The organism is Alteromonas sp. ABH4_456 (assembly GCF_056160645.1).
Map to the genome: position 1 here is coordinate 502,376 of NZ_JBSWXO010000001.1, position 22,296 is coordinate 524,671.

21 protein-coding genes are annotated in these 22,296 nt (G+C 48.7%); 14 read left to right on the plus strand and 7 right to left on the minus strand.

Going from position 1 to position 22,296, the window contains the following annotated elements; translation table 11 throughout:
• Positions 1 to 4 precede the first annotated feature (4 nt).
• The 7 genes from trpB (at position 5) to ACXAG2_RS02350 (ending at position 7,963) form a co-directional block, all read left to right on the plus strand.
• Positions 5 to 1,198 (plus strand): tryptophan synthase subunit beta, encoded by a 1,194-nt coding sequence (gene trpB, locus ACXAG2_RS02320; RefSeq protein WP_474864264.1) that lies wholly within the window; start codon positions 5 to 7, stop codon positions 1,196 to 1,198.
• Positions 1,185 to 1,991, plus strand: a complete 807-nt coding sequence (trpA, locus tag ACXAG2_RS02325) for a tryptophan synthase subunit alpha (protein ID WP_474851705.1) — start codon at positions 1,185 to 1,187, stop codon at positions 1,989 to 1,991. Before trpB ends, trpA begins: the two co-directional genes overlap by 14 nt.
• A 13-nt stretch (positions 1,992 to 2,004) precedes the next feature.
• Complete coding sequence (locus ACXAG2_RS02330) at positions 2,005 to 2,304, plus strand: YciI family protein (RefSeq protein WP_303574629.1); 300 nt, start codon at positions 2,005 to 2,007, stop codon at positions 2,302 to 2,304.
• Positions 2,305 to 2,501: 197 nt separating this feature from the next.
• Positions 2,502 to 2,774: a PepSY domain-containing protein gene (locus ACXAG2_RS02335; RefSeq protein ID WP_474864265.1), complete on the plus strand. Its 273-nt coding sequence runs from the start codon at positions 2,502 to 2,504 to the stop codon at positions 2,772 to 2,774.
• 5 nt (positions 2,775 to 2,779) lie between these two features.
• Positions 2,780 to 3,454, plus strand: a complete 675-nt coding sequence (locus ACXAG2_RS02340; RefSeq protein WP_303574633.1) for a response regulator transcription factor — start codon at positions 2,780 to 2,782, stop codon at positions 3,452 to 3,454.
• Entirely contained in the window at positions 3,451 to 4,776 is a 1,326-nt protein-coding gene (locus tag ACXAG2_RS02345; protein WP_474864266.1) for an ATP-binding protein, read from the plus strand. Before ACXAG2_RS02340 ends, ACXAG2_RS02345 begins: the two co-directional genes overlap by 4 nt.
• A gap of 376 nt (positions 4,777 to 5,152) precedes the next feature.
• Entirely contained in the window at positions 5,153 to 7,963 is a 2,811-nt protein-coding gene (locus ACXAG2_RS02350) for a bifunctional aconitate hydratase 2/2-methylisocitrate dehydratase (protein WP_474864267.1), read from the plus strand.
• A 118-nt stretch (positions 7,964 to 8,081) separates the two neighbouring features.
• Here ACXAG2_RS02350 and ACXAG2_RS02355 read toward each other — a convergent pair whose 3' ends face one another.
• The 5 genes from ACXAG2_RS02355 to ACXAG2_RS02375 form a co-directional block, all read right to left on the minus strand.
• Positions 8,082 to 9,233 (minus strand): HupE/UreJ family protein, encoded by a 1,152-nt coding sequence (locus ACXAG2_RS02355; RefSeq protein WP_474864268.1) that lies wholly within the window; start codon positions 9,231 to 9,233, stop codon positions 8,082 to 8,084.
• 11 nt (positions 9,234 to 9,244) lie between these two features.
• Positions 9,245 to 10,297 (minus strand): hypothetical protein, encoded by a 1,053-nt coding sequence (locus ACXAG2_RS02360; RefSeq protein WP_474864270.1) that lies wholly within the window; start codon positions 10,295 to 10,297, stop codon positions 9,245 to 9,247.
• 43 nt (positions 10,298 to 10,340) lie between these two features.
• A complete protein-coding gene (locus ACXAG2_RS02365) occupies positions 10,341 to 10,823 on the minus strand; it encodes an Ig-like domain-containing protein (protein ID WP_474864272.1) in 483 nt (160 codons plus the stop codon).
• A gap of 7 nt (positions 10,824 to 10,830) precedes the next feature.
• Positions 10,831 to 12,423, minus strand: a complete 1,593-nt coding sequence (locus tag ACXAG2_RS02370) for a DUF4331 domain-containing protein (protein WP_474864274.1) — start codon at positions 12,421 to 12,423, stop codon at positions 10,831 to 10,833.
• Between the two features lie 217 nt (positions 12,424 to 12,640).
• The gene (locus ACXAG2_RS02375) at positions 12,641 to 12,970 is read right to left on the minus strand and encodes an MliC family protein (RefSeq protein ID WP_474864276.1); all 330 of its coding nucleotides are present in this window, start codon (positions 12,968 to 12,970) and stop codon (positions 12,641 to 12,643) included.
• Positions 12,971 to 13,101: 131 nt separating this feature from the next.
• On the opposite strand from ACXAG2_RS02375, the gene fdhD reads away from it, so the two are divergent.
• The gene (gene fdhD, locus ACXAG2_RS02380) at positions 13,102 to 13,920 is read left to right on the plus strand and encodes a formate dehydrogenase accessory sulfurtransferase FdhD (RefSeq protein ID WP_474864278.1); all 819 of its coding nucleotides are present in this window, start codon (positions 13,102 to 13,104) and stop codon (positions 13,918 to 13,920) included.
• Positions 13,910 to 16,180: an FdhF/YdeP family oxidoreductase gene (locus ACXAG2_RS02385; protein ID WP_474864280.1), complete on the plus strand. Its 2,271-nt coding sequence runs from the start codon at positions 13,910 to 13,912 to the stop codon at positions 16,178 to 16,180. The genes fdhD and ACXAG2_RS02385 overlap by 11 nt, the downstream gene beginning before the upstream one ends.
• Positions 16,181 to 16,198: 18 nt before the next feature.
• Here the strand turns inward: ACXAG2_RS02385 and ACXAG2_RS02390 are convergent, their stop codons facing one another.
• Positions 16,199 to 17,239 carry an AI-2E family transporter gene (locus ACXAG2_RS02390; RefSeq protein ID WP_474851682.1) on the minus strand — a complete coding sequence of 347 codons (1,041 nt, stop codon included), beginning with the start codon at positions 17,237 to 17,239 and terminating at the stop codon, positions 16,199 to 16,201.
• Between the two features lie 82 nt (positions 17,240 to 17,321).
• On the opposite strand from ACXAG2_RS02390, the gene folX reads away from it, so the two are divergent.
• The 3 genes from folX to ACXAG2_RS02405 all read left to right on the plus strand — a co-directional run bounded on the left by folX (position 17,322) and on the right by ACXAG2_RS02405 (position 19,956).
• Positions 17,322 to 17,687 (plus strand): dihydroneopterin triphosphate 2'-epimerase, encoded by a 366-nt coding sequence (gene folX / locus ACXAG2_RS02395; protein ID WP_474864282.1) that lies wholly within the window; start codon positions 17,322 to 17,324, stop codon positions 17,685 to 17,687.
• Between the two features lie 10 nt (positions 17,688 to 17,697).
• Positions 17,698 to 18,594, plus strand: coding sequence for a TIGR01777 family oxidoreductase (locus ACXAG2_RS02400; protein WP_474864284.1), 897 nt, complete (start codon positions 17,698 to 17,700; stop codon positions 18,592 to 18,594).
• A 171-nt stretch (positions 18,595 to 18,765) separates the two neighbouring features.
• Positions 18,766 to 19,956 (plus strand): DUF547 domain-containing protein, encoded by a 1,191-nt coding sequence (locus tag ACXAG2_RS02405; RefSeq protein WP_474864286.1) that lies wholly within the window; start codon positions 18,766 to 18,768, stop codon positions 19,954 to 19,956.
• A gap of 35 nt (positions 19,957 to 19,991) precedes the next feature.
• On the opposite strand, the gene ACXAG2_RS02410 is transcribed toward ACXAG2_RS02405, so the two are convergent.
• The gene (locus tag ACXAG2_RS02410) at positions 19,992 to 20,552 is read right to left on the minus strand and encodes a helix-turn-helix domain-containing protein (RefSeq protein WP_474864288.1); all 561 of its coding nucleotides are present in this window, start codon (positions 20,550 to 20,552) and stop codon (positions 19,992 to 19,994) included.
• A gap of 163 nt (positions 20,553 to 20,715) precedes the next feature.
• On the opposite strand from ACXAG2_RS02410, the gene ACXAG2_RS02415 reads away from it, so the two are divergent.
• Complete coding sequence (locus tag ACXAG2_RS02415) at positions 20,716 to 21,738, plus strand: 1-aminocyclopropane-1-carboxylate deaminase (protein WP_474864289.1); 1,023 nt, start codon at positions 20,716 to 20,718, stop codon at positions 21,736 to 21,738.
• A 143-nt stretch (positions 21,739 to 21,881) separates the two neighbouring features.
• Positions 21,882 to 22,295, plus strand: a complete 414-nt coding sequence (locus tag ACXAG2_RS02420) for a protein kinase family protein (protein ID WP_474864290.1) — start codon at positions 21,882 to 21,884, stop codon at positions 22,293 to 22,295.
• The last annotated feature ends 1 nt before the right edge of the window (position 22,296 follow it).

Genomic DNA, 22,296 nt, shown 5'->3' on the forward strand with positions numbered 1-22,296 from the left:
ATTCATGAACCAACTTGATTCAAAATTCGGGGATTTCGGGGGCATGTACGTGCCCGAGTTGCTTATTCCCGCGCTAGACCAACTCGAGAAAGAATTTATTGATGCCAAAGAAGATCCGGCATTTCAGGAAGAGTTTTCAGCACTGTTAAAAGATTATGCAGGTCGTCCTACGGCGATGACGCTGACGCGCAATCTGGTTACAAACCCCAAGGTTAAGCTGTATCTGAAGCGTGAAGATTTACTGCATGGCGGTGCGCACAAAACCAACCAGGTACTGGGTCAGGCATTGCTGACTAAGCGTATGGGCAAAACCGAAGTCATTGCCGAAACCGGTGCAGGTCAGCACGGTACGGCGACAGCACTTGCCTGTGCACTGCTGGGTCTGAAATGCCGCATTTACATGGGTGCGAAAGATGTTGAGCGTCAGGCACCGAACGTATTCCGTATGCGTTTAATGGGTGCAGAAGTCATTCCTGTGAATGCTGGTTCAGGCACCCTGAAAGATGCGGTTAACGAAGCACTTCGTGACTGGTCTGCCAATTACGATAAAGCGCACTATCTGCTGGGTACCGCGGCCGGCCCTCACCCGTTCCCGCATATCGTACGTGAATTCCACCGCATGATTGGTGAAGAAACCCGTGCGCAGATCATGGAAAAAGAAGGCAGATTACCGGACGCCGTGGTTGCCTGTGTTGGCGGCGGCTCGAATGCTATCGGCATGTTTGCTGACTTCATCGACGAACCTTCTGTGAAGCTAATCGGTGTCGAGCCTGCAGGTAAAGGCCTGCACACCAAAGAACACGGTGCCACCATTTGTACCGGTTCGAAAGGCATTCTGCACGGTGCATACACGTATATTATGCAGGACAAGCAAGGCCAGATTGAAGAAAGCTACTCGGTATCTGCCGGTCTGGACTACCCTGCTGTTGGTCCTCAGCATGCCTACCTTGCAGATACCGGCCGCGCTGAATATGTTGCAGTTACTGATGAAGAAGCGCTGAATGCCTTCCAGTTGCTAGCCCGCAAAGAAGGTATCATACCGGCGCTTGAGTCTTCCCACGCGCTGGCCTATGCGCTCAACATGGCGGACGAGGCAGAAGAAGAAACCATTATCGTGGTGAATTTATCGGGTCGCGGCGACAAAGACCTTGGACACGTGATCAAGATTCTGGGAGAAGATTTTAATGGATCGCTATAGTGATATGTTTGGCCGGCTGAACGCCGGTAATCGCGGTGCGTTTGTTCCTTTCGTCATGATTGGCGATCCGGATATCGACACGTCTGAAAAAATTATTTGTCAGTTGATTGAAAGCGGTGCAGACGCTCTTGAACTGGGTATTCCCTACTCAGATCCCATTGCTGATGGCCCGACAATTCAGGCTGCAAGTATTCGTGCTCTAGGCAACGGCGTTACACCGGATGCCTGCTTTGAGATGCTGTCCCGCGTCAGAGCAAAATACCCCGATGTGCCTATGGGCTTATTGTTATACAGCAACCTGGTGATGGCCAAAGGGATCAAAGCCTTTTATCAGCAGGCACACGATGCCGGTGTTGATTCAATTCTGGTGGCGGATGTACCGCTTCGCGAAGCAAAACCCTTTATATCTGTAGCCAATGAAACCGGCGTTGCCCAAATTCTCATCGCGCCGCCGAATGCAACAGAAGAAACCTTATCGCAGATTGGTGAGCACTCACGCGGCTACACTTATTTACTGGGCCGCGCTGGTGTGACCGGCGTGGAAACCGCTGCAGATATTCCGGCAGAGTCATTAATTGCCAAATTATCGGATTATGCATGTGCACCGCCAATTCTTGGCTTTGGTATTTCAACACCGGAGCAGGTGTCGACAGCCATCAAAGCCGGCGCTGCGGGCGCAATCAGTGGTTCAGCCACCGTGAACATCATCGCCAAACATTTGGATGACGTGCCGGCCATGCTCAGCGCACTTGATGCCTTTGTTACCGGCATGAAAGCCGCTACGGAAAAATAAGGGAAGAAATACGATGTTCTATATGATTTGTGCAACCGACGTGGAAAACAGTTTGGAAAAGCGCCTGGCCGCCCGCCCTGCTCACCTGGCACGTCTGAATGCGTTAAAAGACGAAGGCCGCTTGCTGATTGCCGGCCCCTTCCCTGCTATCGACAGTGAAGATCCCGGTCCTGCCGGATTCACCGGTTCTCTGGTTGTCGCTGAATTTGACTCAGTGGAAACCGCGCAAGCCTGGGCGGAAGCCGACCCGTATGTGGAAGCCGGCGTCTATGACAATGTCGTAGTTAAACCCTACAAGAAAGTATTGCCGTAACCGGTTACGGCAACAAAAACGGGAGTCGGCGGCTCCCGTTTTTTTATTGCGGGATTTAGAAATTTTAAAGTAATGAATTTGCAGCAATTAACAAAAGTCAGATTCGATTCAGCCAATGTTCATTTATAACGGTTATGCTAGGATACGAAAATTAGAGAATGCCGGACGCCGTGTCCTGAGCACCATCCTGAGGCTGTATGAATATCGTTAAAACCCTGTTTCTGACTGTGTTACTGCTCATAGCTCCGCTATCGCAGCAGGCCGCTGCCGTTCAGGAGCAGGCGCAACAGATAGATCGCAGTCAGGCCGCGACAAAAGCACAACAACATGAAAAAGGTCGTGTGTTGCGGGTCGACCAGACCCGTACCAAATACCGTGTAAAAGTGCTGAAAAAAAATGGACGTGTGGTGTCGGTGGATGTAGATAAGAAAACCGGTAAAGTTCAGCCGGCAACGGACAAGGATAATTAAGACAAATGCGCTTATTAATTGCCGAAGACGACAGTCGTCTGCTAACCCAGTTAGATGCTTTGCTGCAGCAAAACGGCTACAGCGTGGACCTTGCAGACAATGGTAACAACGCCTTATATCAGCTTCAGGAATACAATTACGATTTAGCTGTCATTGATATTGGTCTGCCGGGTATTGACGGATTCGACGTGATCCGTAAAGCCCGTCAGAATGATGTGCGCACACCGGTGCTGATCCTGACCGCCAGAGACCGCTGGCAGGAAAAGGTAGAAGGTCTGGATGCCGGTGCTGATGACTATCTCACCAAGCCATTTCACAATGAAGAGTTACTGGCCAGAGTGAAGGCTTTGATCCGCCGGGCTTCCGGTCAGGCAAATCCGTCTATTCAGTTTGGTCCGGTATGTCTGGACACAGTTGCCGAAGAAATTACTCTGAACGACGTCCGCCTGGATCTCACGGCTTACGAGTACAAGGTCATGGAATACCTGATGCTGAATCCGCAGAAGATTGTGTCGAAAACAGAACTGACAGAGCATATTTACGATCAGGACTTCGATTTAGACAGTAACGTGATTGAGGTATTTGTAGGACGCCTGCGGAAAAAACTCGATCCTGACGGCACGCTGAAACCTATTGAAACACTTCGTGGCCGCGGCTACCGCCTGAACAGAGATCTATGACTCGTCTGTCTCTTCGTCTTCGCAGTGCTCTTCTGGCACTGCTGGCGCTGGCTATTTTTATTCCGGTGACCGTGCTGACTCTGGACAAAGCCTATACGGAAAGTCTCACTCAGGCGAAACATAACGAATTAAAGCTGATGAACCTGGCACTGGTCTCTGCCTTTGAACTGGACGGTGATGTGCCTTACATGCCGGAACTGTTGTACGAAGAGCAGCTTAATTTGCCGGATTCAGGCTACATAGGCATTATCGTTTTCCGCAATAAAGTGGTCTGGAAATCGGCTTCAGCGTTGCACAATGAGGTGATCGCTACCCTGCCCGCACCCGCAACCGGCGATGAAGAATTTATCACGGAAGACCGGGGTGCACTCAGTAACACCGGCAGCTATTTCAGCTATGCGTTTACGGCCGAATTTGCAGCCGCTGACAGCTTCGAACCGGTTCATTTTTACATTATGAACAGCCGTCAGGAATTCAACCTTGAGCGTGACGCATTCACCGGTACATTGTGGAAATGGTTGCTCCTGCTCGCTGCCGGACTTCTTGTATTGATCATCGCGGGCATTACTTTCGTGCTGAATCCTGTGCGGGAACTGATTAATGAAATACGGCTGACAGCCAGCGGACGCCAGGGTGCACTCACCCGCCGTTATCCGAAAGAGTTTACCCCGCTAAAAAACAGCATTAACCGGCTGCTTGAAGCAGAAGCCCAGCAACGCAGTCGCTATAAGAATAGTCTCGGTGATTTGGCTCACAGCCTGAAAACGCCGCTGGCTGTTGCTATGGGCACCAATAATCTTCCCCATGATGCCCATGACTCACTTACGCAAATCAACAATATCATCCAACGCCAGCTGAAACGGGCCGCAGCAGCCAAAGCCGGCTGGCAAGCCAGTGTCACGGTAGCTCCGCTGGCGCAAAAACTACTTAATGCGATGGAAAAAGTGCATCGTGACCGTTCACTTAACATAAACATGGCAGGTGATACCGGCTGTCAGTTCAAGGGCGATGAAACTGATTTGATGGAAATGATGGGCAACCTTTTGGACAACGCCTGTAAAGCAGCCAGCGCAACGGTACTTCTCACCCTTGAACAGGAAGAGGGCTGGAGTCATATCCGGATAGAAGATGACGGGCCGGGCATCCCCCCGGATCAGAAAGACGCACTGCTTGAACGGGGCGAGCGTCTGGACACCTATGCGGAAGGCCAGGGGATTGGTATGGCTGTCGTTGCCGATCTCGTTGCTATTTATGAAGGGAGGCTGGATATTGCAAACAGTACGCTGGGCGGCGCAGCAATAACATTGTCATTTCCTGTGTAATTACAGTTTGTGTGCGTTATGTTTACTTTTCAATCTGGTACAACCATAACCACCATGAATGCTTACCATAAATACAACACTATAATTTATCCCAATTGGTAAAACCAATCTGACGCGTCACCGCAAATCACATTTATCTGAATTCTATAAACTAATGATTTTTATAATTAATTTATAAATCGCAAATCATTAACAAAGAAACCAAAAATCGACATGCAACATCTGTTTTACATAAGCATGTTGCATGACAGCCCCGGGTCACTTTCTGTCATTACGTAATCACAAAAAATCAGTTAATATGTCCCTCATTTTTATACGCGTATAGCTAAGACCGTCTTAATTCTACGCCCGAGTGAACCAAGACCGAGAGAAAATTATGAGTTTGTATTCAGAATATCTGGCAGAGATCGAAACCCGTAAAACGGAACTAGGTCTTAACCCGAAGCCAATAGACAGTGCTGATCTGCTGTCAGAAATCATTGCTCAAATTAAAGACACAGCAAATGAGCACCGTGAAGACTCTTTAAAATTCTTTATCTATAACACCCTGCCCGGCACCACGAGCGCGGCTGGTGTTAAAGCACAATTCCTGAAAGAAATTGTTCTTGGCGAAGAAAAAGTAAAAGAAATCACACCTGAGTTTGCGCTTGAACTGCTTTCTCACATGAAAGGTGGCCCTTCTGTAGAAGTATTACTGGACCTGGCGTTATCTGATAACGAAGCAGTTGCCAAACCTGCTGCAGAAGTGCTGAAAACACAGGTTTATCTGTACGATGCAGACACCGGGCGTCTGGAAGCGGCTTATAAAGCAGGCAACCCAATCGTCAAAGATATTCTGGAAAGCTACGCGAAAGCAGAATTCTTCACCAAGCTTCCAGATGTACCAGAAAAAATTGAAGTTGTTACTTATATCGCTGCTGAAGGTGATATCTCTACTGACCTGCTTTCTCCGGGCAACCAGGCGCACTCCCGTGCCGACCGTGAACTGCACGGCCAATGTATGATTACGCCTGAAGCACAACAGGAAATCGTTGAGCTGGGTAAAAAGCACCCTAACGCTAAAGTCATGCTGATTGCAGAAAAAGGCACCATGGGTGTAGGTTCTTCACGTATGTCCGGTGTGAATAACGTGGCACTGTGGGCCGGTGAGCCTACCAGCCCTTACATTCCTTTCGTAAACAAAGCCCCTGTTGTTGCCGGTACTAACGGTATCGCTCCTATCTTCCTGACAACCGTTGGTGTAACCGGCGGTATTGGTCTGGACCTGAAAAACTGGGTTAAGAAAACTGACGAAAATGGTGAAGTGGTTCGTGATGCAAATGGCGACCCTGTACTGGAAGAAGCGTACTCTGTTGCTACCGGTACGGTACTGACCATCGATACCAAAGCGAAGAAGCTTTATAACGGTTCTGAAGAACTGGCTGACGTTGCTGACGCGTTTACACCACAAAAAGTTGAATTCATGAAAGCCGGCGGTTCATACGCTGTTGTTTTCGGTAAGCAACTGCAAACTTTCGCAGCTGAAACGCTGGGTGTAACTGCACCAGACGTTTACGCGCCGTCTAAAGAAGTATCACACGAAGGTCAGGGCCTGACTGCTGTTGAGAAAATTTTCAACCGTAACGCAGTCGGTGTGAATTCAGATTCTCCATTACATGCTGGTTCAGACGTACGTGTGAAGGTAAACATTGTAGGTTCTCAGGACACCACAGGCCCGATGACCTGTCAGGAACTGGAATCCATGGCGGCTTCAACCATCTCTCCAATTGTTGATGGTGCATACCAGTCTGGCTGTCACACTGCGTCAGTTTGGGATAAGAAAGCGCAGGCTAACATTCCTAAGCTGATGTCTTTCATGAACAATTTTGGAGTTATCACTGCCCGTGATCCTAAAGGCGTTTACCACTCAATGACTGACGTTATTCACAAAGTGCTTAACGACATCACTGTAGACGACCGCGCAATTATCATTGGTGGTGACTCGCACACCCGTATGTCAAAAGGTGTGGCATTCGGTGCTGACTCCGGTACGGTAGCACTGGCACTGGCAACAGGTGAAGCGGCAATGCCTATTCCTGAGTCTGTGAAAGTGACCTTTAAAGGTAGCATGAAAGAGCACATGGACTTCCGTGATGTTGTTCACGCTACACAGGCACAAATGCTGAAGCAATTCGCTGGTGAAAACGTGTTCCAGGGCCGTGTTATCGAAGTTCAAATCGGTACGCTGCTGGCTGACCAGGCATTTACGTTCACCGACTGGACTGCTGAGATGAAAGCGAAAGCTTCAATCTGTATCTCTGACAACGAGACCATGATTGCATCACTGGAACTGGCGAAGAGCCGTATCCAGATCATGATCAACAAAGGTATGGATAACGACGCTAACATGCTGCAAGGCCTTATCGACCTGGCAGACAAGCGTATCGCTGAAATCAAGTCTGGTGAAGAGCCAGCGCTTGCACCGGATGACAACGCAAAATACTTCGCAGAAGTGGTTGTTGACCTCGACCAAATCGACGAGCCAATGATTGCTGACCCGGACGTAAACAACGAAGACGTGTCTAAGCGTTATACCCACGATGTTATCCGTCCGGTTTCTTACTACGACGGTAAGCCAGTTGACCTGGGCTTCGTAGGTTCCTGTATGGTTCACAAAGGCGACATGCAAATCATTGCCCAAATGCTGCGTAACTTGGAAAAACTGAACGGTTCGGTTAGCTTTAAAGCGCCACTGGTTGTTGCTCCACCTACGTACAACATTGTTGATGAGCTGAAAGCTGAAGGCGACTGGGAAATTCTGGCGAAATACGCTGGCTTCCAGTTTGACGATGCTAAGCCAAAAGAAGCTGCACGTACTAAGTACGACAACATTCTGTACCTGGAGCGCCCTGGATGTAACCTGTGTATGGGTAACCAGGAAAAAGCAGAACCTGGTGACACTGTAATTGCTACTTCTACCCGTTTGTTCCAGGGCCGTGTTGTTGCTGATACGAGCGAAAAGAAAGGCGAATCACTGCTGGGCTCAACGCCGCTGGTAGTACTGTCTACAGTACTGGGTCGCTTCCCGACTACTGAAGAGTACAAGCAGGCTGTTGCAGGCATCGACCTGACCAAGTTTGCTCCGCCTTCAGAAGACCTGGCTGTTAAGCCTAAGTTTGAAGCAGACGTAGCAGTTAAGAACGTTTAATTAGCGGTTCTTAATACTATTTAGAAGGCCCCGACTTTGTCGGGGCTTTTTTTCAGGATGCTCTGTTGCAGGTTTTAGCAGAGCTTCAGCCCGTGGGAGTGACAGGTATTAACAAAACTCAAAACCGCTGAACTGCCCAGTTGAGCGCAACCAGAGCAATAACTGATGAAGCTAAAGGCATGACAGCAGAAGCATACAATCGCATATGTCTTAATGCCAGAAGCAATGGCAGCAATAATAATACGACGACGAGTTGACCGAGCTCTACACCAATATTAAATGAAGCAATAGCTAGCAAAGGACTCTGTGCATCAGCTTGCAGTTCCCCGAACACACTTGCGAAGCCCATCCCGTGTATTAATCCGAAAGCGAATGTAACAATAGTCAGCCGGTGTATAACAGGCCAGATGTTATTGATTGCCGTCAGCATCACTGATATTGCAATACCAAATTCCACCCAGCGACCGGAAGGGTGATACCAGCCAAGGGCAGTCGTTGTCAACGTAACAGAATGGGCAACGGTAAATGCAGTTACAAGCCAGAACGTAGATTTAAGTACTTTAACTTTACTCAATTCCCCCTGCCATTGATTGTTTTTTCTTACCAGATTAACAGTCAGCAAAGTAGCTAACAAAAACAAAATATGGTCAATACCAATCCAGATATGAATAATGCCCTGATACACAAAAGTAGTGATGGTTTGCCACACGGAAGCGCCGGACGCCGCTGACAGTGTCACTTGCCTGTGTTCATTCGTAAACACAGCAGTATGACTCTCTCCACCTATAGCCGCACTGAACAATGTTTGATGAGTGTCATCCTGCTCAAATATCCCCTGATAATCCACTGAAACATCGGTGTCGTAGGGGCAGTCGATTGTGAATGGAATAGCTATCAGGGCTTCGCCAGATATTAATTCCATTGCTACTTCATGAAATACCGGCGAACAGGCTGCACTACCCTGAGTAAATTGCAAAACAGTAGCTGCGTAGGCATGCAGATCAGGTTGAGCTTCTTTTACTTCATGCCAGACGAGTTTGCCATCAAAATTCTCATCCAGTTTCATCTCAATCTCGAGATCATATGGCATAAGAGAAAGTCGCCCGCTAAACTTCTGCGTATTGTCTCCGTTCAAAGTAATATATCCGTTGCTGAGTTCATGGGCTTTCACCCCCTCCGGAACGGTTATCATCAGGAATGACCAAATCATCAACCCGAATGCACGGTTGGTAACATAATCACTAGCGCGATAAAACGACAACAAAAACATGCCTGCTCCGGTTATTTTTCTTCTGATTCATTCTGGCTGTCAACGGCGCGTTCCAATAGTATCTTATCGGCCCGGGTTTTCCCGTGCTCCCAATTCAGACGCGCATACTTCAGAGCTTTCAGGGGATCAGGTTGAATATCAAGATAATATCGTGCAAGTTGCGCCGCATGAACGCCATCGTCACGCCAGGCGCGCATAGCCACACGCTGTGCCATAGCTTGCGTCCACAGCGTTCCGTTTTTACTTAGTTTTTCTGCCTGCGCAAGTCTGAGCATAATGGCATCATCTACATTATCCGGATCATTAATAATGGGTGATAGCGTGTTGAGAACTCTATCCGGTTGACCCAGGGCAAGCTGAATATCAGCCCAAAGCGCAACACGACTCAACGGAACCTGATTAAAATCGACGTTATCAAGCCATGCACTGGCCTCTTCCGGGCGGTTAAGTTCAAGCGCCAAAGAAGCCAGAATTTCTCTGAGCCATCCATCAAGTGGTGCGGATGTGGCCACACCGGAATATTGATGTAACTGTTCAAGCTTTTTGTAATCATCTAAATCGGGAGATTGCTGCGAGCGTATATCCAGTAAACAAATTGCAGACAAGGCAGGTTCTCCGGTTCCGGCAAGAGACCGGCAGGCAGCTTCAGCCTCATCAGATTTTCCGAGATTGATTGCAATGGTCGCTTGCAATAACTGCGCAGAAGGTGTTTTTCCGTATTTCTCAGTGTACTGCCTGATTGTTGAAGCAGCATCAATGAAAGCATGTTGGTGTTGCTGTAATCTTGCCTTAAACAACAACATTTCCGGCTCAAAGTTTCCTGAGCTTATTACTGCATTTGTTAAACGAATTATGCGTCGAAGCGCTAACCCTGAACCGTTAAGTGATCTCGCTTCATCCAGTGATTTTTTTAACGAAGATAGCTCTGGCTTTTCTTCCGGCCCGGCTTCCCAACTTGCTACCACAGTTCTGTCATCCGGATAGAAAATATCTGCGCGGACTGCAGATGTTTGTCCCGCCCAAACGACAAAGGTAGCTACTAGTGTGCAAAAGAAGATTTTCAATATTTTTCCCCGTGACAACAGGCCGTCCCTGGCCTCCCGGTTATCAGTAATCCGTCAATAGATCATCGAACGCTGCGGGATCATCCGAATCGTTTTCAAACACCCTGCCATTTACAGGAAGCGGGGTTCCGGTGGCCGGCTGACTGAATGCGGAACGGACATAGGTAGAAACCATCACATTCTCCGCTTCAACAATAATACCAATTGTACCGCTCACGGGGTCATTGACACCGTCACTGACAGTAAACGTAAAACTGTCTTCACCGGTAAATTCAGCATCTGGAGTGAATGTAAAGCTACCGTTATCAGCGACTTCCACACTACCGTTGGCCGGTGATCCGTCCAACGAGTAAACGAGCGTATCGCCGTTAGCGTCAGATGCTGTGAGCGTATCAGAAAATGATGTATCCACCGTGGTGGTAAAGTCTTCTGATATGACCTCAGGAGCATAATTGGTATTATCGTCATCGCTGCAGCCGCTGAGGATGATGCCTGTGACTGCGACTAAATATAGATGTTTCATCATGATTCCTTTATTCCGCTGAGCCAGAGATTGGGGTTGCAAGATAAGGAAAACCGGACATGGTCATGGAAGCGTCTACCGGAGCACCATCGGTAAAGGGTACGTTTCCAACACTTGCATCTTCTGAAGTACAAAGACCTAAGTCAGTCGACTCACCATTCACCGGAATGGGATAACATAATGCCCCCATTACCACGCGAAGTGCGATATCAACTACGTCATCACCCGGACGCCGGCCGTTTGGAAAACCGGCAAGATCATCACCGGCAACGCCAAAGGCTGACTGTTCACCGGCTGGTGTTGCCGGAATACCCGTATTCAGACGCAGCATTTCCGACGCTGTTACCGTAGCTTGCTGATTTACTCCCGGAAAGCCGGTGAGGAACGCAGTGACTAAATCATTACGCGGAAAATTAGTTGGCGCGAGAGTTTCCAGATCTGTGCCCAGGGTAGTATTCACTGCATCGCGGAACAGGATATTAAGCAATTCAGGCAATACCGGATTGGTCACATAATCAGCAAATTGTCCGTCTGCAGACGGATGTGAACTGTTAAATTTGTCTTTATCGCCAAGGCCTATTACCAGTTCATTGACTAACGGGCTACCAAGCCGTGATACCTGTGTCATCGCTCCACCAGCAGCTGATGGCTTTTCGAACGTTGCATTTGGATTCAGGATTCTGGCCTGTGGCAGGCTCGCTGTAGTCCATGCGCCTACTGTTCCGTTGCCGTCTCCGGTAATACAAGCCGCCGGGATTTCAACAGCGATAGAGGTCACGTTCTTGTCAGCGAGATCATCATTATCTTCGCTTTGAGTGATCCCTCCCGGAAAACCATCTCCGTCACCTGCACCGGGCGCACTGTCTCCTTCAACAGGAACATAATTCACCAGGTCAAAAGTATCTCCCAGGTTAACAACAAACGGGTCTTTTCTCTGTCCAACAAAGACCTTGCCGGGGTTATCGCAGCCCGGTACAGCGAAATCATAAACATACTGACCGGCGTAACGCTCATATTCACTTGAGCTGGTGAAAGTTTTATCACCAATATAGTCCAGTGGTTTAGAAAACATTGCTGCAGAAGATGGTGTCAGCGATGTTCTTTCACCGGTGCGGGCGTTACCACTGACCCATGTCATTGTGTAATGCTCAGAAAAGTTAGCATTACTTTGATCGTCAGCACTGACCGGCCCGATATTTTTCAGAGGCACTTTGATCATCTTCTGATCGCCTTCAGGACCAACCGGCAGAGCAACACCTTCATTATCTGCAGCTAGCATGGCACTGAACTGAAATGCGAGAGTAATGTCCTCCATCGCGTCGCCATCGTTATCAATGTGAATTGCATATACTGCATCCGGATCCATTGAAAAATAGTTTGGCCCGCCGTACGCATCCTGTAACGGAATGTAATTGGCTATCAACGTGACATACCCATCTCTGCCAGATTCGTAACTGTTAAACATATAAAAATCTGTAGCATCGACGGTAGGGGCACGGGTAATAGCCGGAGCTTCGCGGTGGCTCGAAGCCAGGGCTGTGGCAGAAAGACCGGCAACCAGCGACGCGGAGACGGCAAGAGTGAGTGGCGTAAACTTGGACATAATTTAACCTTTTTTCGTGAGTGAACATCTAGCCATACGGGAGTGCTGGCTAATCAGATGCAACTAAATCAGTCTTTTTATAAAAAAAATGAAAAAACTTTGTAAATATTATGAGCCACTGATTAAGTTCCTGCCGGGAAAAGCGGGTTATTTATTTCAGCATTGAGAAAATTCAAATACTTATTGCCTACTTTTTCTTGCCATCACACTGCCTGATTCATTCCCCTTCAACCCGGGCACAATGATATTCCTCATCACTGAGGGTGAGCGTCGCTTCTTTACCTTTGCTCCAGAACACCACACTGTTACCCGTATATTTCGCACCCGAGGCACTGATACCGGGCGTCAGCACCACAGCATTTGCGCCAATCTGCAGAATGGCAGTATCGTTGCCGTCCACCTGAAAAATCACCGAACCGGCACCGCCACAGTCATATTGATAAGGGTGTCCGGCGATGGTTTCTTCTTTCCCGCCACTGTCACATGCGGTAAGAAAAAGAATACTGGCTGACATCGCTATGCCATGAATTAGCGCTTTTTGCTTCACGAATTTCTCCTGACGTTAGTTTCCCTGTTTTGACCGCAACCGACTTGAGCCGTTGCAGAACACTTGCTATCTATGCATACAGGGTGACGAATTGAGTATACGACTGTGCCCGTCCTGCATTTTCATCTAGTATGGCTCAACCTGGCCGATTAAACATTTTGTATGCGTTAATGACAAAACCGGATTTACTTTCTGCTGACAACCATCGACTGCCTGACGATGAATCACTGCTGGTTGAAGAAGTGCCGCTGGCGATTTCCGTCAATGACATCAGTCTGGTAGTGATGATGATCTCCCCTGACGATATCGAAGACTTCATTACCGGCTACTTTCTGACTGAACAAATCATTGCTGCGCCGGTTGAAATTAAAGATATTCATATCGGGCGCAACGAAGCCGGCATCGAAGCCAATGTCAGCCTTACCGGCCGCCGGGAGCACCTGCTAAAATCACGGCGTTTTACACGGGTCAATGCAGGCTGCGGAATTTGTAATCACACCGCCCTTGAGCAGGCATTTCCGCAACTTGAAGCTGCGGCAAGCTGGGCTCCTGTGCCGGCCTGTGACTTCGGTTCACTCAGAGATGCTATGGACCAGCTGCAGGAAAAAGCCCGCAAGACCGGCGCCCTGCACGCCGCCCTTTACGGTTCAGGCAATGACATCGTACTCGGACGGGAAGATATTGGCCGTCACAACGCATTAGATAAAGTGATCGGCGCTGTGCGAAAACGCATAAAAAACCATGAAGAAGGTTATCTTGTTATGACCAGCCGCTGTGGTGTGGAACTGGTCCAGAAAGCAGTGATTGCAGGCTTTACCACACTGATAAGTTTTTCTTCTCCCACGTCACTGGCAGTGTCTTTCGCCAGGCAACACAAATTGAATCTGGTGTTTTTGCCACGAAACAACCAGCCTGTATTTTTCTCCCGCGAGGTTCAACATGGCAGTTAAATCCACTAAGGCAGGCGGTTTACCGTCAATTAAATCCACCGTGAACGAACTGATTAAAAGTAAGCAGGTTCGTCAGAACATGCTGAACCTGTATAAGGTGAACAAGCATAAGGGATTTGACTGCCCGGGATGCGCCTGGGGAGACGAAAAAGACGGTACGTTCAGATTTTGCGAAAACGGTGCAAAAGCGGTGGCATGGGAATCGACAGAGATGACCATTGGTGCTGAGTTTTTCAGACAACATAGTGTGACTTACCTTAATAAACAATCCGATCATTGGCTGGAAAGTCAGGGTCGGCTGACAGAACCGCTGCGTTACAATGCAGCAACAGACCATTATGAACCGGTAAGCTGGGATGATGCTTTTCACATCATTGCAGCTAAACTCAACGGGTTAAGCAGCCCTGATGAACTTGAGTTGTATACATCCGGCCGTGCCAGTAATGAAGCCTCCTTTGTCTATCAATTATTCGGACGTGCATTCGGCACGAATAATTTTCCCGATTGTTCCAATATGTGCCACGAAGCCAGCGGCATTGCGCTGAACCAGTCGGTAGGTATAGGCAAAGGCACGGTGGTCCTGAAAGATTTTGAAAAAGCTGACACCTTGTTTGTGTTCGGACAAAACCCCGGTACCAATCATCCGCGCATGCTGAACGCCTTACGTGCGGCGTCAAAACGGGGTGCGACCATTGTTTCGGTGAACAACTTAAAAGAAGTCGGCTTACAGAAATTTGCCAGCCCGCAAAAACCCGCAGAGTTACTCGGCCTTGAAACTGTGCAAATAAGCAGTAAGTACGTTTCACCGAAACTTGGCGGAGATTATGCCGTTGCCAGAGGTATGGCGAAGGCCATTCTGATGCACCACAAAGACAGGCTCGACCATGAGTTTATGACTTCCCACACTTCAGGTTACGACGCGTATGCAACTGCTGTTGAAGCAACAAGCTGGCAGAGCATAGAAAAACAAAGTGGCCTGTCGCAAAGTACAATCGAAGAACTGGCAGCACTGTTTTCTGCTTCACGCAAAACCATTTCTACCTGGGCGATGGGTATTACCCAGCATCTTTACTCAGTAGATACCATCAAAGAAATTGTTTCTCTGCATCTGCTCACCGGTGCCCTCGGGTTACCCGGTGCAGGACTGAGTCCGGTGCGTGGTCACAGCAATGTGCAGGGTAACCGTACGATGGGGATCCTTGAAGCACCGAAAGCCGATTTTAATCAGCGCATGAAAGAGACTTTTGGCTTCAATCCGCCGGAAAAACCCGGACACCGTGTGTTTGATATGCTCAGCGCCCTGCATGAAAAGCGCAGCAAAGTACTTATTTGTCTTGGCGGAAACCTGGTGGCTGCCGCAGCAGATACGCCCTTTACCGCCGCTGCAGCCGGCAACGCTGAACTGCTGGTGAATATTGCGACCAAACTTAACCGCACTCACGTTACCGCTAAACAGGACGCCCTGCTGCTGCCCTGTTTAGGCAGAACAGAAATAGATATGCAGGCCACGGGCAATCAGGTGATTACCGTAGAAGACACATTCAGTATGGTTCACGGTTCCAGCGGCAGCACACCACCGCAAAGTAACAACCTTAAATCGGAAACAGAGATCATTTGCCGTATCGCCGCTGCAACTCTGGGTGAGAACACGCCGGCAGACTGGCTGTCGTTGAAAGACGATTACAGCCTGATCCGCGACCTTATCGCGAAGGTTATCCCCGGGTTTGAGAATATGAATGATAAGATAGCCGAACCAGGCGGCTTTCATTTGTACAACGCTGCAGCAAACCGGGAATGGCGTAATAAAGAGGGTAAAGCCCTGTTTAACCACAATGCCTTACCTGAGAATTTGTTCAGCGAAGGCGTGATGGCAAAAATCGCAGCCAGTGATACGCCTGTTTTCACCATGCAGACATTGCGCAGCCACGACCAGTACAACACCACGATTTACGGCATGAACGACCGTTACAGAGGCATTTTCGGTGAACGTAATATTGTGTTCATTAACCCGCAGGATTTAGCCAGGCTGAATATACGTGAAGGCAGTCTGATAGATGTTGAGACCGTGTGGGATGACGATGTCTCCCGTAAAATCTCACGCTTTAAAGCAGTCAGCTACGACATTCCTCAGGGGAACGTTGCGGCCTACTATCCGGAAGCGAACCCGCTGGTGCCCTTCAACAGTGTGGGGCAGCAAAGTGCCACCCCGACCTCAAAAGCGGTACCGGTCATCATTATACCGGTCAATGTAATCGCCTGATAAAGGTAATTTCACTGATTAAAGCTGTCTGGCATCCCTCTCTGCGTTGCTGGACAGCAGTAATGCCAGCCACTGGCTTTCCTCACGGGATTCCAGCGCAATTTTCACAACCATGGTCAGCGGAACGGATAACAACATTCCGACACTGCCCAGCAGCCATCCCCAGAATACCAGAGACAGGAACACCACCAGCGTAGACAGTCCCATTCCCCGCCCCATCAATCTGGGCTCCACGATATTTCCCATCACGGTATTTACCGCCACGAATGCCAGTGCAACCAGCCCTGCAGTGCCCGCCCCGTATTGCACCAGTGCAATCAGCACCGCCGGAATGGCAGCGATAATTGAGCCGATATTCGGGATATAATTGAGCAGAAAAGCTAGCACACCCCAGAGAAGAAAGTGGTCGATATCCAGAATATATAACCAGATACCAATGATCAGCCCGGTTGCCAGACTTACCACGGTTTTAATCGCCAGATAGCTGTTCACCGATTTTATAAACCGGTCCACATGTTTCATCTTCATTTCCGGATCTGCCAGCGCCGTATGTAAACGTGAAGGCATACTGTCAGCTTCGAAAAGCATAAAAATAACCGTCAGCAGGATAAGGAACATATTAGACAATGCGCCTCCCATACCGCTGAGAAAATTCGTTGCCACAGACATCGCCGTACCGGGATCAAAGTGCTGAGTGAACAGCTCACGGTTAATATGAATGTTCATTGTAGCCAGCCGGTCAATGATCCAGGCAAACTCGCTGTCCAGCTGTTTACGGTAACCGGGCAGGTTTTCCTTAAAATCTGTTAATGATTGGCCAACCAGCCCTGCCAGCAGGAATCCGAAAACCAGAATAATCAGTATTACTAAAGTAATGGATGCCCAGCGCGGAATGCGGTGAGCACTGGCCCAATTTATAAGCGGGCTGCATGCAATGGCGATAAATACCGACAGGAAGAAAGGTACCATGATGGCGCTGGCGGCCTTGATACCGGCCAGTACAACGACCAGACAAGCGAGTACTATCATCGCTTTGGCTGTGGGAGATTTGAGTTCCATAGTGGTCTTTTAAAGATAATTCCTGTTATCAAATTAACAAATTATACTGCTGATAGATATAACCAGAATAACGAGAGAGATCATGACGCTGAATCAGGCAACCATCCGGATCAAAAACCTGCGCCTGCGCACCTATATTGGTATTAACGACGACGAGATAAAAAATAAACAGGATGTCGTGGTCAACGCGAAGATTCATTACGATGCAATAAACGCCACCAATACTGACAACATGGATGATGCTCTGAATTATAAAACGGTGACGAAAGCGATTATAAAACTGGTGGAAGACAACCGTTTCTCTCTGCTTGAGAAACTGACTTCAGATGTGCTTGCCATTGCAGCAGAGCACCCGTGGGTAACGTTTGCAGAAGTGGAAGTGGATAAGCCTCACGCGCTGCGCTTCGCCGATTCAGTGTCCCTGACGTTGTCGTGCACCAAACCTTAAAGAGGTATTAGTGAAAATACTTGTCACAGGCGGTACCGGGCTGGTTGGCAGCCGGTTTATTCATAAAACAACAGGTAAATATCAATTCACCGTGTTAAGCCGGTCGCCGGAGCAGGCCCGCAAACAGTTGCCGGACAATGTTGAGGTAATTGCAGGTTTGCATGATATTGCAGATTTTTGTCTGTTTGACGGCGTCATTAATCTGGCCGGTGAGCCTATTGCAGATAAACGCTGGACGCCGTTACAAAAACAACGTATCTGCCATAGCCGCTGGGATCTGACACAGCAGCTGGTTACCCGCATGAAAGCCTGTGAACATCCGCCGTCTGTTTTTATTTCCGGCTCAGCCATCGGCTATTATGGCCGTCAGGGAAATAAACCGGTTTCCGAGAATAACCATACCGTACATGATGAATTCACCCATCAGGTTTGTCAGCGCTGGGAACAAATCGCAATGCAGGCTGCCTCTGACGCAACCCGTGTATGTTTGTTACGCACCGGTGTCGTGCTCGATAAGGACCGGGGAGCATTACCCAAAATGGCAATGCCGGTAAAGTTGGGTGTAGGAGGGAAAATTGCGAGTGGCACGCAGATCCTGTCATGGATCCATATTGATGACATGGTAACAGCCATTGAACACCTCCTCGAAAACAACCGCTGCTCAGGGCCTTATAACCTTACTGCTCCGGAACCGGAGACCAATGCGGTCTTCACACGGATTCTGGCGGAAACGCTTCACCGGCCGGATTTCTTCATGGTCCCGGCATTCGTACTGAAAATACTGATGGGTGAAGCTGCAGATATGGTCATCACCGGCCAGCATGTGATTCCTGAGCGTTTGCAGGAAAGTGGTTTCCATTTTCGCTATCCGGCCCTGCCGGCAGCTTTGCAACAAATATACGCCTGAAACTTAACCATGGAGTCCGGCGCCCGTCACTGGCAATCAAGCTGACTGGTGCTGTTCACATTTTGTCACATCTTCGTGACACACATCCGTTTATTAATCGTACAACTGCATTGACAGTCCGGACTCAGAGGTAAATAGTTATCACTCCAAATTAGTAAAAAGGATGTAACTATGAAAAAAACAATCAACACCTTGCTGATTTTGCTGATCGCAGGCACTTCTCCTCTGTCTGTTGCCGGTGAAGAAAATATTCCTGAGCCATTTCGCGGTGACGATCCCAATTCTACTCTGGAAGTGGCCTATGATGATTTGAATGCGCTGCTCTCATCTTATGTAACTGTAAGTGGCTGGTCCACACGGGAAAAAGCACCACGTCCGGATGCAGGCGTCGGTACCAGGTTAAAAACCCGCATCAACAGACTGACGGCGCTGGAAGGCAACAGGTTCTATTTCAAAGGCGCAAGTGAAAAAGATCTGATAGCTGAATTTATCTCTGACATTCGCGCAAGCCTTGAAATGTTGCCCGCTGAAGTGCCATTACGTCTGCTGAACAAAAATGAACAGCTGGCTTACTGGCTGAACCTTTACAATTTCACCTTGCTGGATGAAATGATGAAAGTGTATCCGAAGCACAATTTACTGCGGGTGCTCGACTACGGTGATGACGACTCAATCATGGCGCAAAAACTACTCAACGTCGCCGGTGTTCCGTTAAGCCTGGACGACATTCAGTTTACGATCCTCAAAGAAAAATACTTTGGTAATCCGCTGATTATTTATGGTCTCTGGCAAGGCAATATCGGTGGCCCGAGCCTCAGAAATACTGCTTACACCGGAAAAACAGTGTGGCGGAAGCTGGAAGACAATGCCGGTGAATTTATTAACTCAAACCGCGGCACATATTTTGACGGCGAAGTGTCGGCATTATACGAGCGCAATATGCCGTTTTTTGACAACGATCAGGCCAAACTGGTCAGCCATTTAATGGACTATCTGCAGGGTGACATGTTTGATGAATACGCAAACCGCGACGACGTCGAATTCGAAATGGAAGACTGGACACTGGCAGCGCTGATTGGCGAAGGCAGAAAATACGGCCGGTCGGCTGCAACCAACGGCGCGGCCATGCTGGATGCCGTAGTAGCGACTCAACCCGGCGAGGCCTTTGGCGACACGGTAGCAATTCAAAACTACCTCGCTGAAGACAACGCAATGAAAACGCCGGTTAACTTCCGTTTTTCAGAAGCACAACTGGAAATTCTGCAGAAACTGCGTACCAAACATGAAGTCAGCATGGGTCGTGTTGAAGTAACGGATCTGGATGAAGAAGAGGCATCTGAAGATAAACAGCAAAATAACTGATCCAGCACTCCCGCCCGGCAAAGACGTTACTCAGCTTAGTCTTTGCCGGGCGATATCCCTGCCTGATAGCAGATAATATTTTGAAAACGGGTTGTTTGCGCCGTGGATTTATAAACATGCGGCTGATCGGCATGAAAACGCAAGCTGCCACCATACTTTAAATCATGCCACGCCCCGTCCACATGCAACGATAACGCCCCTTCTGTCACATAAACGTGTTCAATCACCCCGGGCGCATGGGGATCAGACTGTTGTTCATGAAAATTCAGCAAACATACTTCCATGACTTCTATCCGCGTATCTGCTGAATAAGGAAAAATGGCTTTCACTTTCATGTCCGGATCCCGGGGAAAATTATCACTGCTTTCTCTGTCATCCGGTCCGGAAGCAAAAAAGGCAGAAAACGACGCATCCAGGCCGCTGGCAATCTTCCAGAGAGTTGAAATGGTGGGACTGGATTCCTGACGTTCAATTTGTCCCAGCATCGCCTTAGAGACTCCTGACAACTTTGCCAGAGCATCCAGACTGAGTCCTCTGTCTTTTCGCAGAGTTTTAAGGTGTAACGCGATATGTTGCTTAAATTCTTGTTCGGCCATAGCAAAAAACCATTTGTGCGCTATAGCGCACGGTGTTATGTTTGTTTTATGTTGTGCAGTATAACGCACAAGAAGGACAAAGTCTGTTGCTTGTCCTGACAAACCACCTGCCGGACTGCCCGTAAAATAAATACAGGTACCGGTAAGAACAGGAAACCGGATTATGAAATCATTGATCAGTAATTTTGAGCGCTACCCGCTGACATTCGGCGTGACGCCAATCGAATATTTGCCCAGGCTGACTGAAGCCCTGGGAGGAAAAGTAGATATCTATGCTAAACGTGAAGACTGTAATTCAGGTCTGGCAATGGGTGGTAATAAGCTGAGAAAACTGGAGTATATTGTTCCGGACGCCATTGCAAGCGGTGCTGATACGCTGGTTTCAATTGGTGGTGTGCAATCTAACCATACCCGTATGGTTGCTGCGACGGCTGCCAAAATCGGCATGAAATGCGTGGTTGTGCAGGAGAAATGGGTGCCCCACTACGATGCCGTTTATGACCGCGTGGGTAATATTCAGATGACCCGCCTGATGGGGGCTGACAGCCGCCTTGTGGACGACGGCTTTGATATCGGCATTCGTGACAGCTGGAATAAAGCGATTCAGTCAGTAAAAGATGCCGGCGGCAAACCCTATGCAATTCCGGCCGGTGCATCGGTACATAAATACGGTGCTTTAGGCTATATCGGCTTTGCCGAAGAGGTGATTGCTCAGGAAAAAGAGCTGGGCTTTAAGTTCGATTATATTGTGGTGTGTGTGGTGACCGGTTCTACCCAGGGCGGCATGATTGTAGGCTTTGCCAATCATGACCGTGCAGATACCGTAATTGGCATCGATGCTTCAGGCACTTTACAGCAAACTCGGGAGCAGGTAACCAGCATTGTTGATAAAACGGCTGATCTGGTGGGCCTTGGCCGCAAAGTACGTGAAGACGAAATTGTTATCAACCCTGACTATGCCTATCCCGCTTACGGTGTGCCGTCAGAAGAAACCAATGAAGCAATACGTCTGGCAGCTAAAACCGAAGCCATGATCACCGACCCGGTGTATGAAGGAAAATCGATGCAGGGGCTAATCGACCTGACTAAAAAAGGTTTCTTCCCTGAGGGCTCAAAAGTACTTTATGCTCACCTTGGCGGTGCCCCTGCCCTGAACGGCTACAGCTATCACTACAAAGATGGCTGAAGCTGAGAGCAGCATCTGATCCGCCGGAATATTGCCACCGGCCAGCGAAAGGCTTTTGTATAAAAATCAAAAGCCTTGCACCCCGATGTGAACCTGTTTAGTCTGCCGGTGTCTTTAGTATTTTACATAACGGAGTAACGGCTGTGGCTGCGGGTGAATTCGGCAAACAAATCGCACTGGTCAGGAATCATATGATGCATGAGGCCGGACGAGTCCATCTGGACCTGCAGAACATGGGGAATATTCTTATTGATGAGCAGGGAAAGCCCGCCATTATTGATTTTCAGTCGAGCTTGCGCTGGCAACGTTTCCCGTTATGGTTGCAGAGATTTATGCGTTATGCAGATATCACCGGGGCATATAAAGCCTGGGAGCGTTACGGAACCACACCGCTGCCGGCGCATAAAAAGCAATTTCTGACCCGCTATAATGCGACCCGCAAGTGGTGGGTGTTTCGCGGTTATCCGGTTCACAGAATGCAGGTACGTGTGCAGGCCTTTGCTACACACGTTATGAGCCTGAACATTGTTCAGAACATCCTCGAAAAGTTCTGGTAAC

Bases quoted from the DNA above. Each gene is read 5' to 3' on its own strand.
- trpB (WP_474864264.1), top strand. From the start codon at position 5: ATGAACCAACTTGATTCAAAATTCGGGGATTTCGGGGGCATGTACGTG.
- trpA (WP_474851705.1), top strand. From the start codon at position 1,185: ATGGATCGCTATAGTGATATGTTTGGCCGGCTGAACGCCGGTAATCGC.
- ACXAG2_RS02330 (WP_303574629.1), top strand. From the start codon at position 2,005: ATGTTCTATATGATTTGTGCAACCGACGTGGAAAACAGTTTGGAAAAG.
- ACXAG2_RS02335 (WP_474864265.1), top strand. From the start codon at position 2,502: ATGAATATCGTTAAAACCCTGTTTCTGACTGTGTTACTGCTCATAGCT.
- ACXAG2_RS02340 (WP_303574633.1), top strand. From the start codon at position 2,780: ATGCGCTTATTAATTGCCGAAGACGACAGTCGTCTGCTAACCCAGTTA.
- ACXAG2_RS02345 (WP_474864266.1), top strand. From the start codon at position 3,451: ATGACTCGTCTGTCTCTTCGTCTTCGCAGTGCTCTTCTGGCACTGCTG.
- ACXAG2_RS02350 (WP_474864267.1), top strand. From the start codon at position 5,153: ATGAGTTTGTATTCAGAATATCTGGCAGAGATCGAAACCCGTAAAACG.
- ACXAG2_RS02355 (WP_474864268.1), bottom strand. From the start codon at position 9,233: ATGTTTTTGTTGTCGTTTTATCGCGCTAGTGATTATGTTACCAACCGT.
- ACXAG2_RS02365 (WP_474864272.1), bottom strand. From the start codon at position 10,823: ATGATGAAACATCTATATTTAGTCGCAGTCACAGGCATCATCCTCAGC.
- ACXAG2_RS02370 (WP_474864274.1), bottom strand. From the start codon at position 12,423: ATGTCCAAGTTTACGCCACTCACTCTTGCCGTCTCCGCGTCGCTGGTT.
- fdhD (WP_474864278.1), top strand. From the start codon at position 13,102: ATGGCTCAACCTGGCCGATTAAACATTTTGTATGCGTTAATGACAAAA.
- ACXAG2_RS02385 (WP_474864280.1), top strand. From the start codon at position 13,910: ATGGCAGTTAAATCCACTAAGGCAGGCGGTTTACCGTCAATTAAATCC.
- ACXAG2_RS02390 (WP_474851682.1), bottom strand. From the start codon at position 17,239: ATGGAACTCAAATCTCCCACAGCCAAAGCGATGATAGTACTCGCTTGT.
- folX (WP_474864282.1), top strand. From the start codon at position 17,322: ATGACGCTGAATCAGGCAACCATCCGGATCAAAAACCTGCGCCTGCGC.
- ACXAG2_RS02405 (WP_474864286.1), top strand. From the start codon at position 18,766: ATGAAAAAAACAATCAACACCTTGCTGATTTTGCTGATCGCAGGCACT.
- ACXAG2_RS02410 (WP_474864288.1), bottom strand. From the start codon at position 20,552: ATGGCCGAACAAGAATTTAAGCAACATATCGCGTTACACCTTAAAACT.
- ACXAG2_RS02415 (WP_474864289.1), top strand. From the start codon at position 20,716: ATGAAATCATTGATCAGTAATTTTGAGCGCTACCCGCTGACATTCGGC.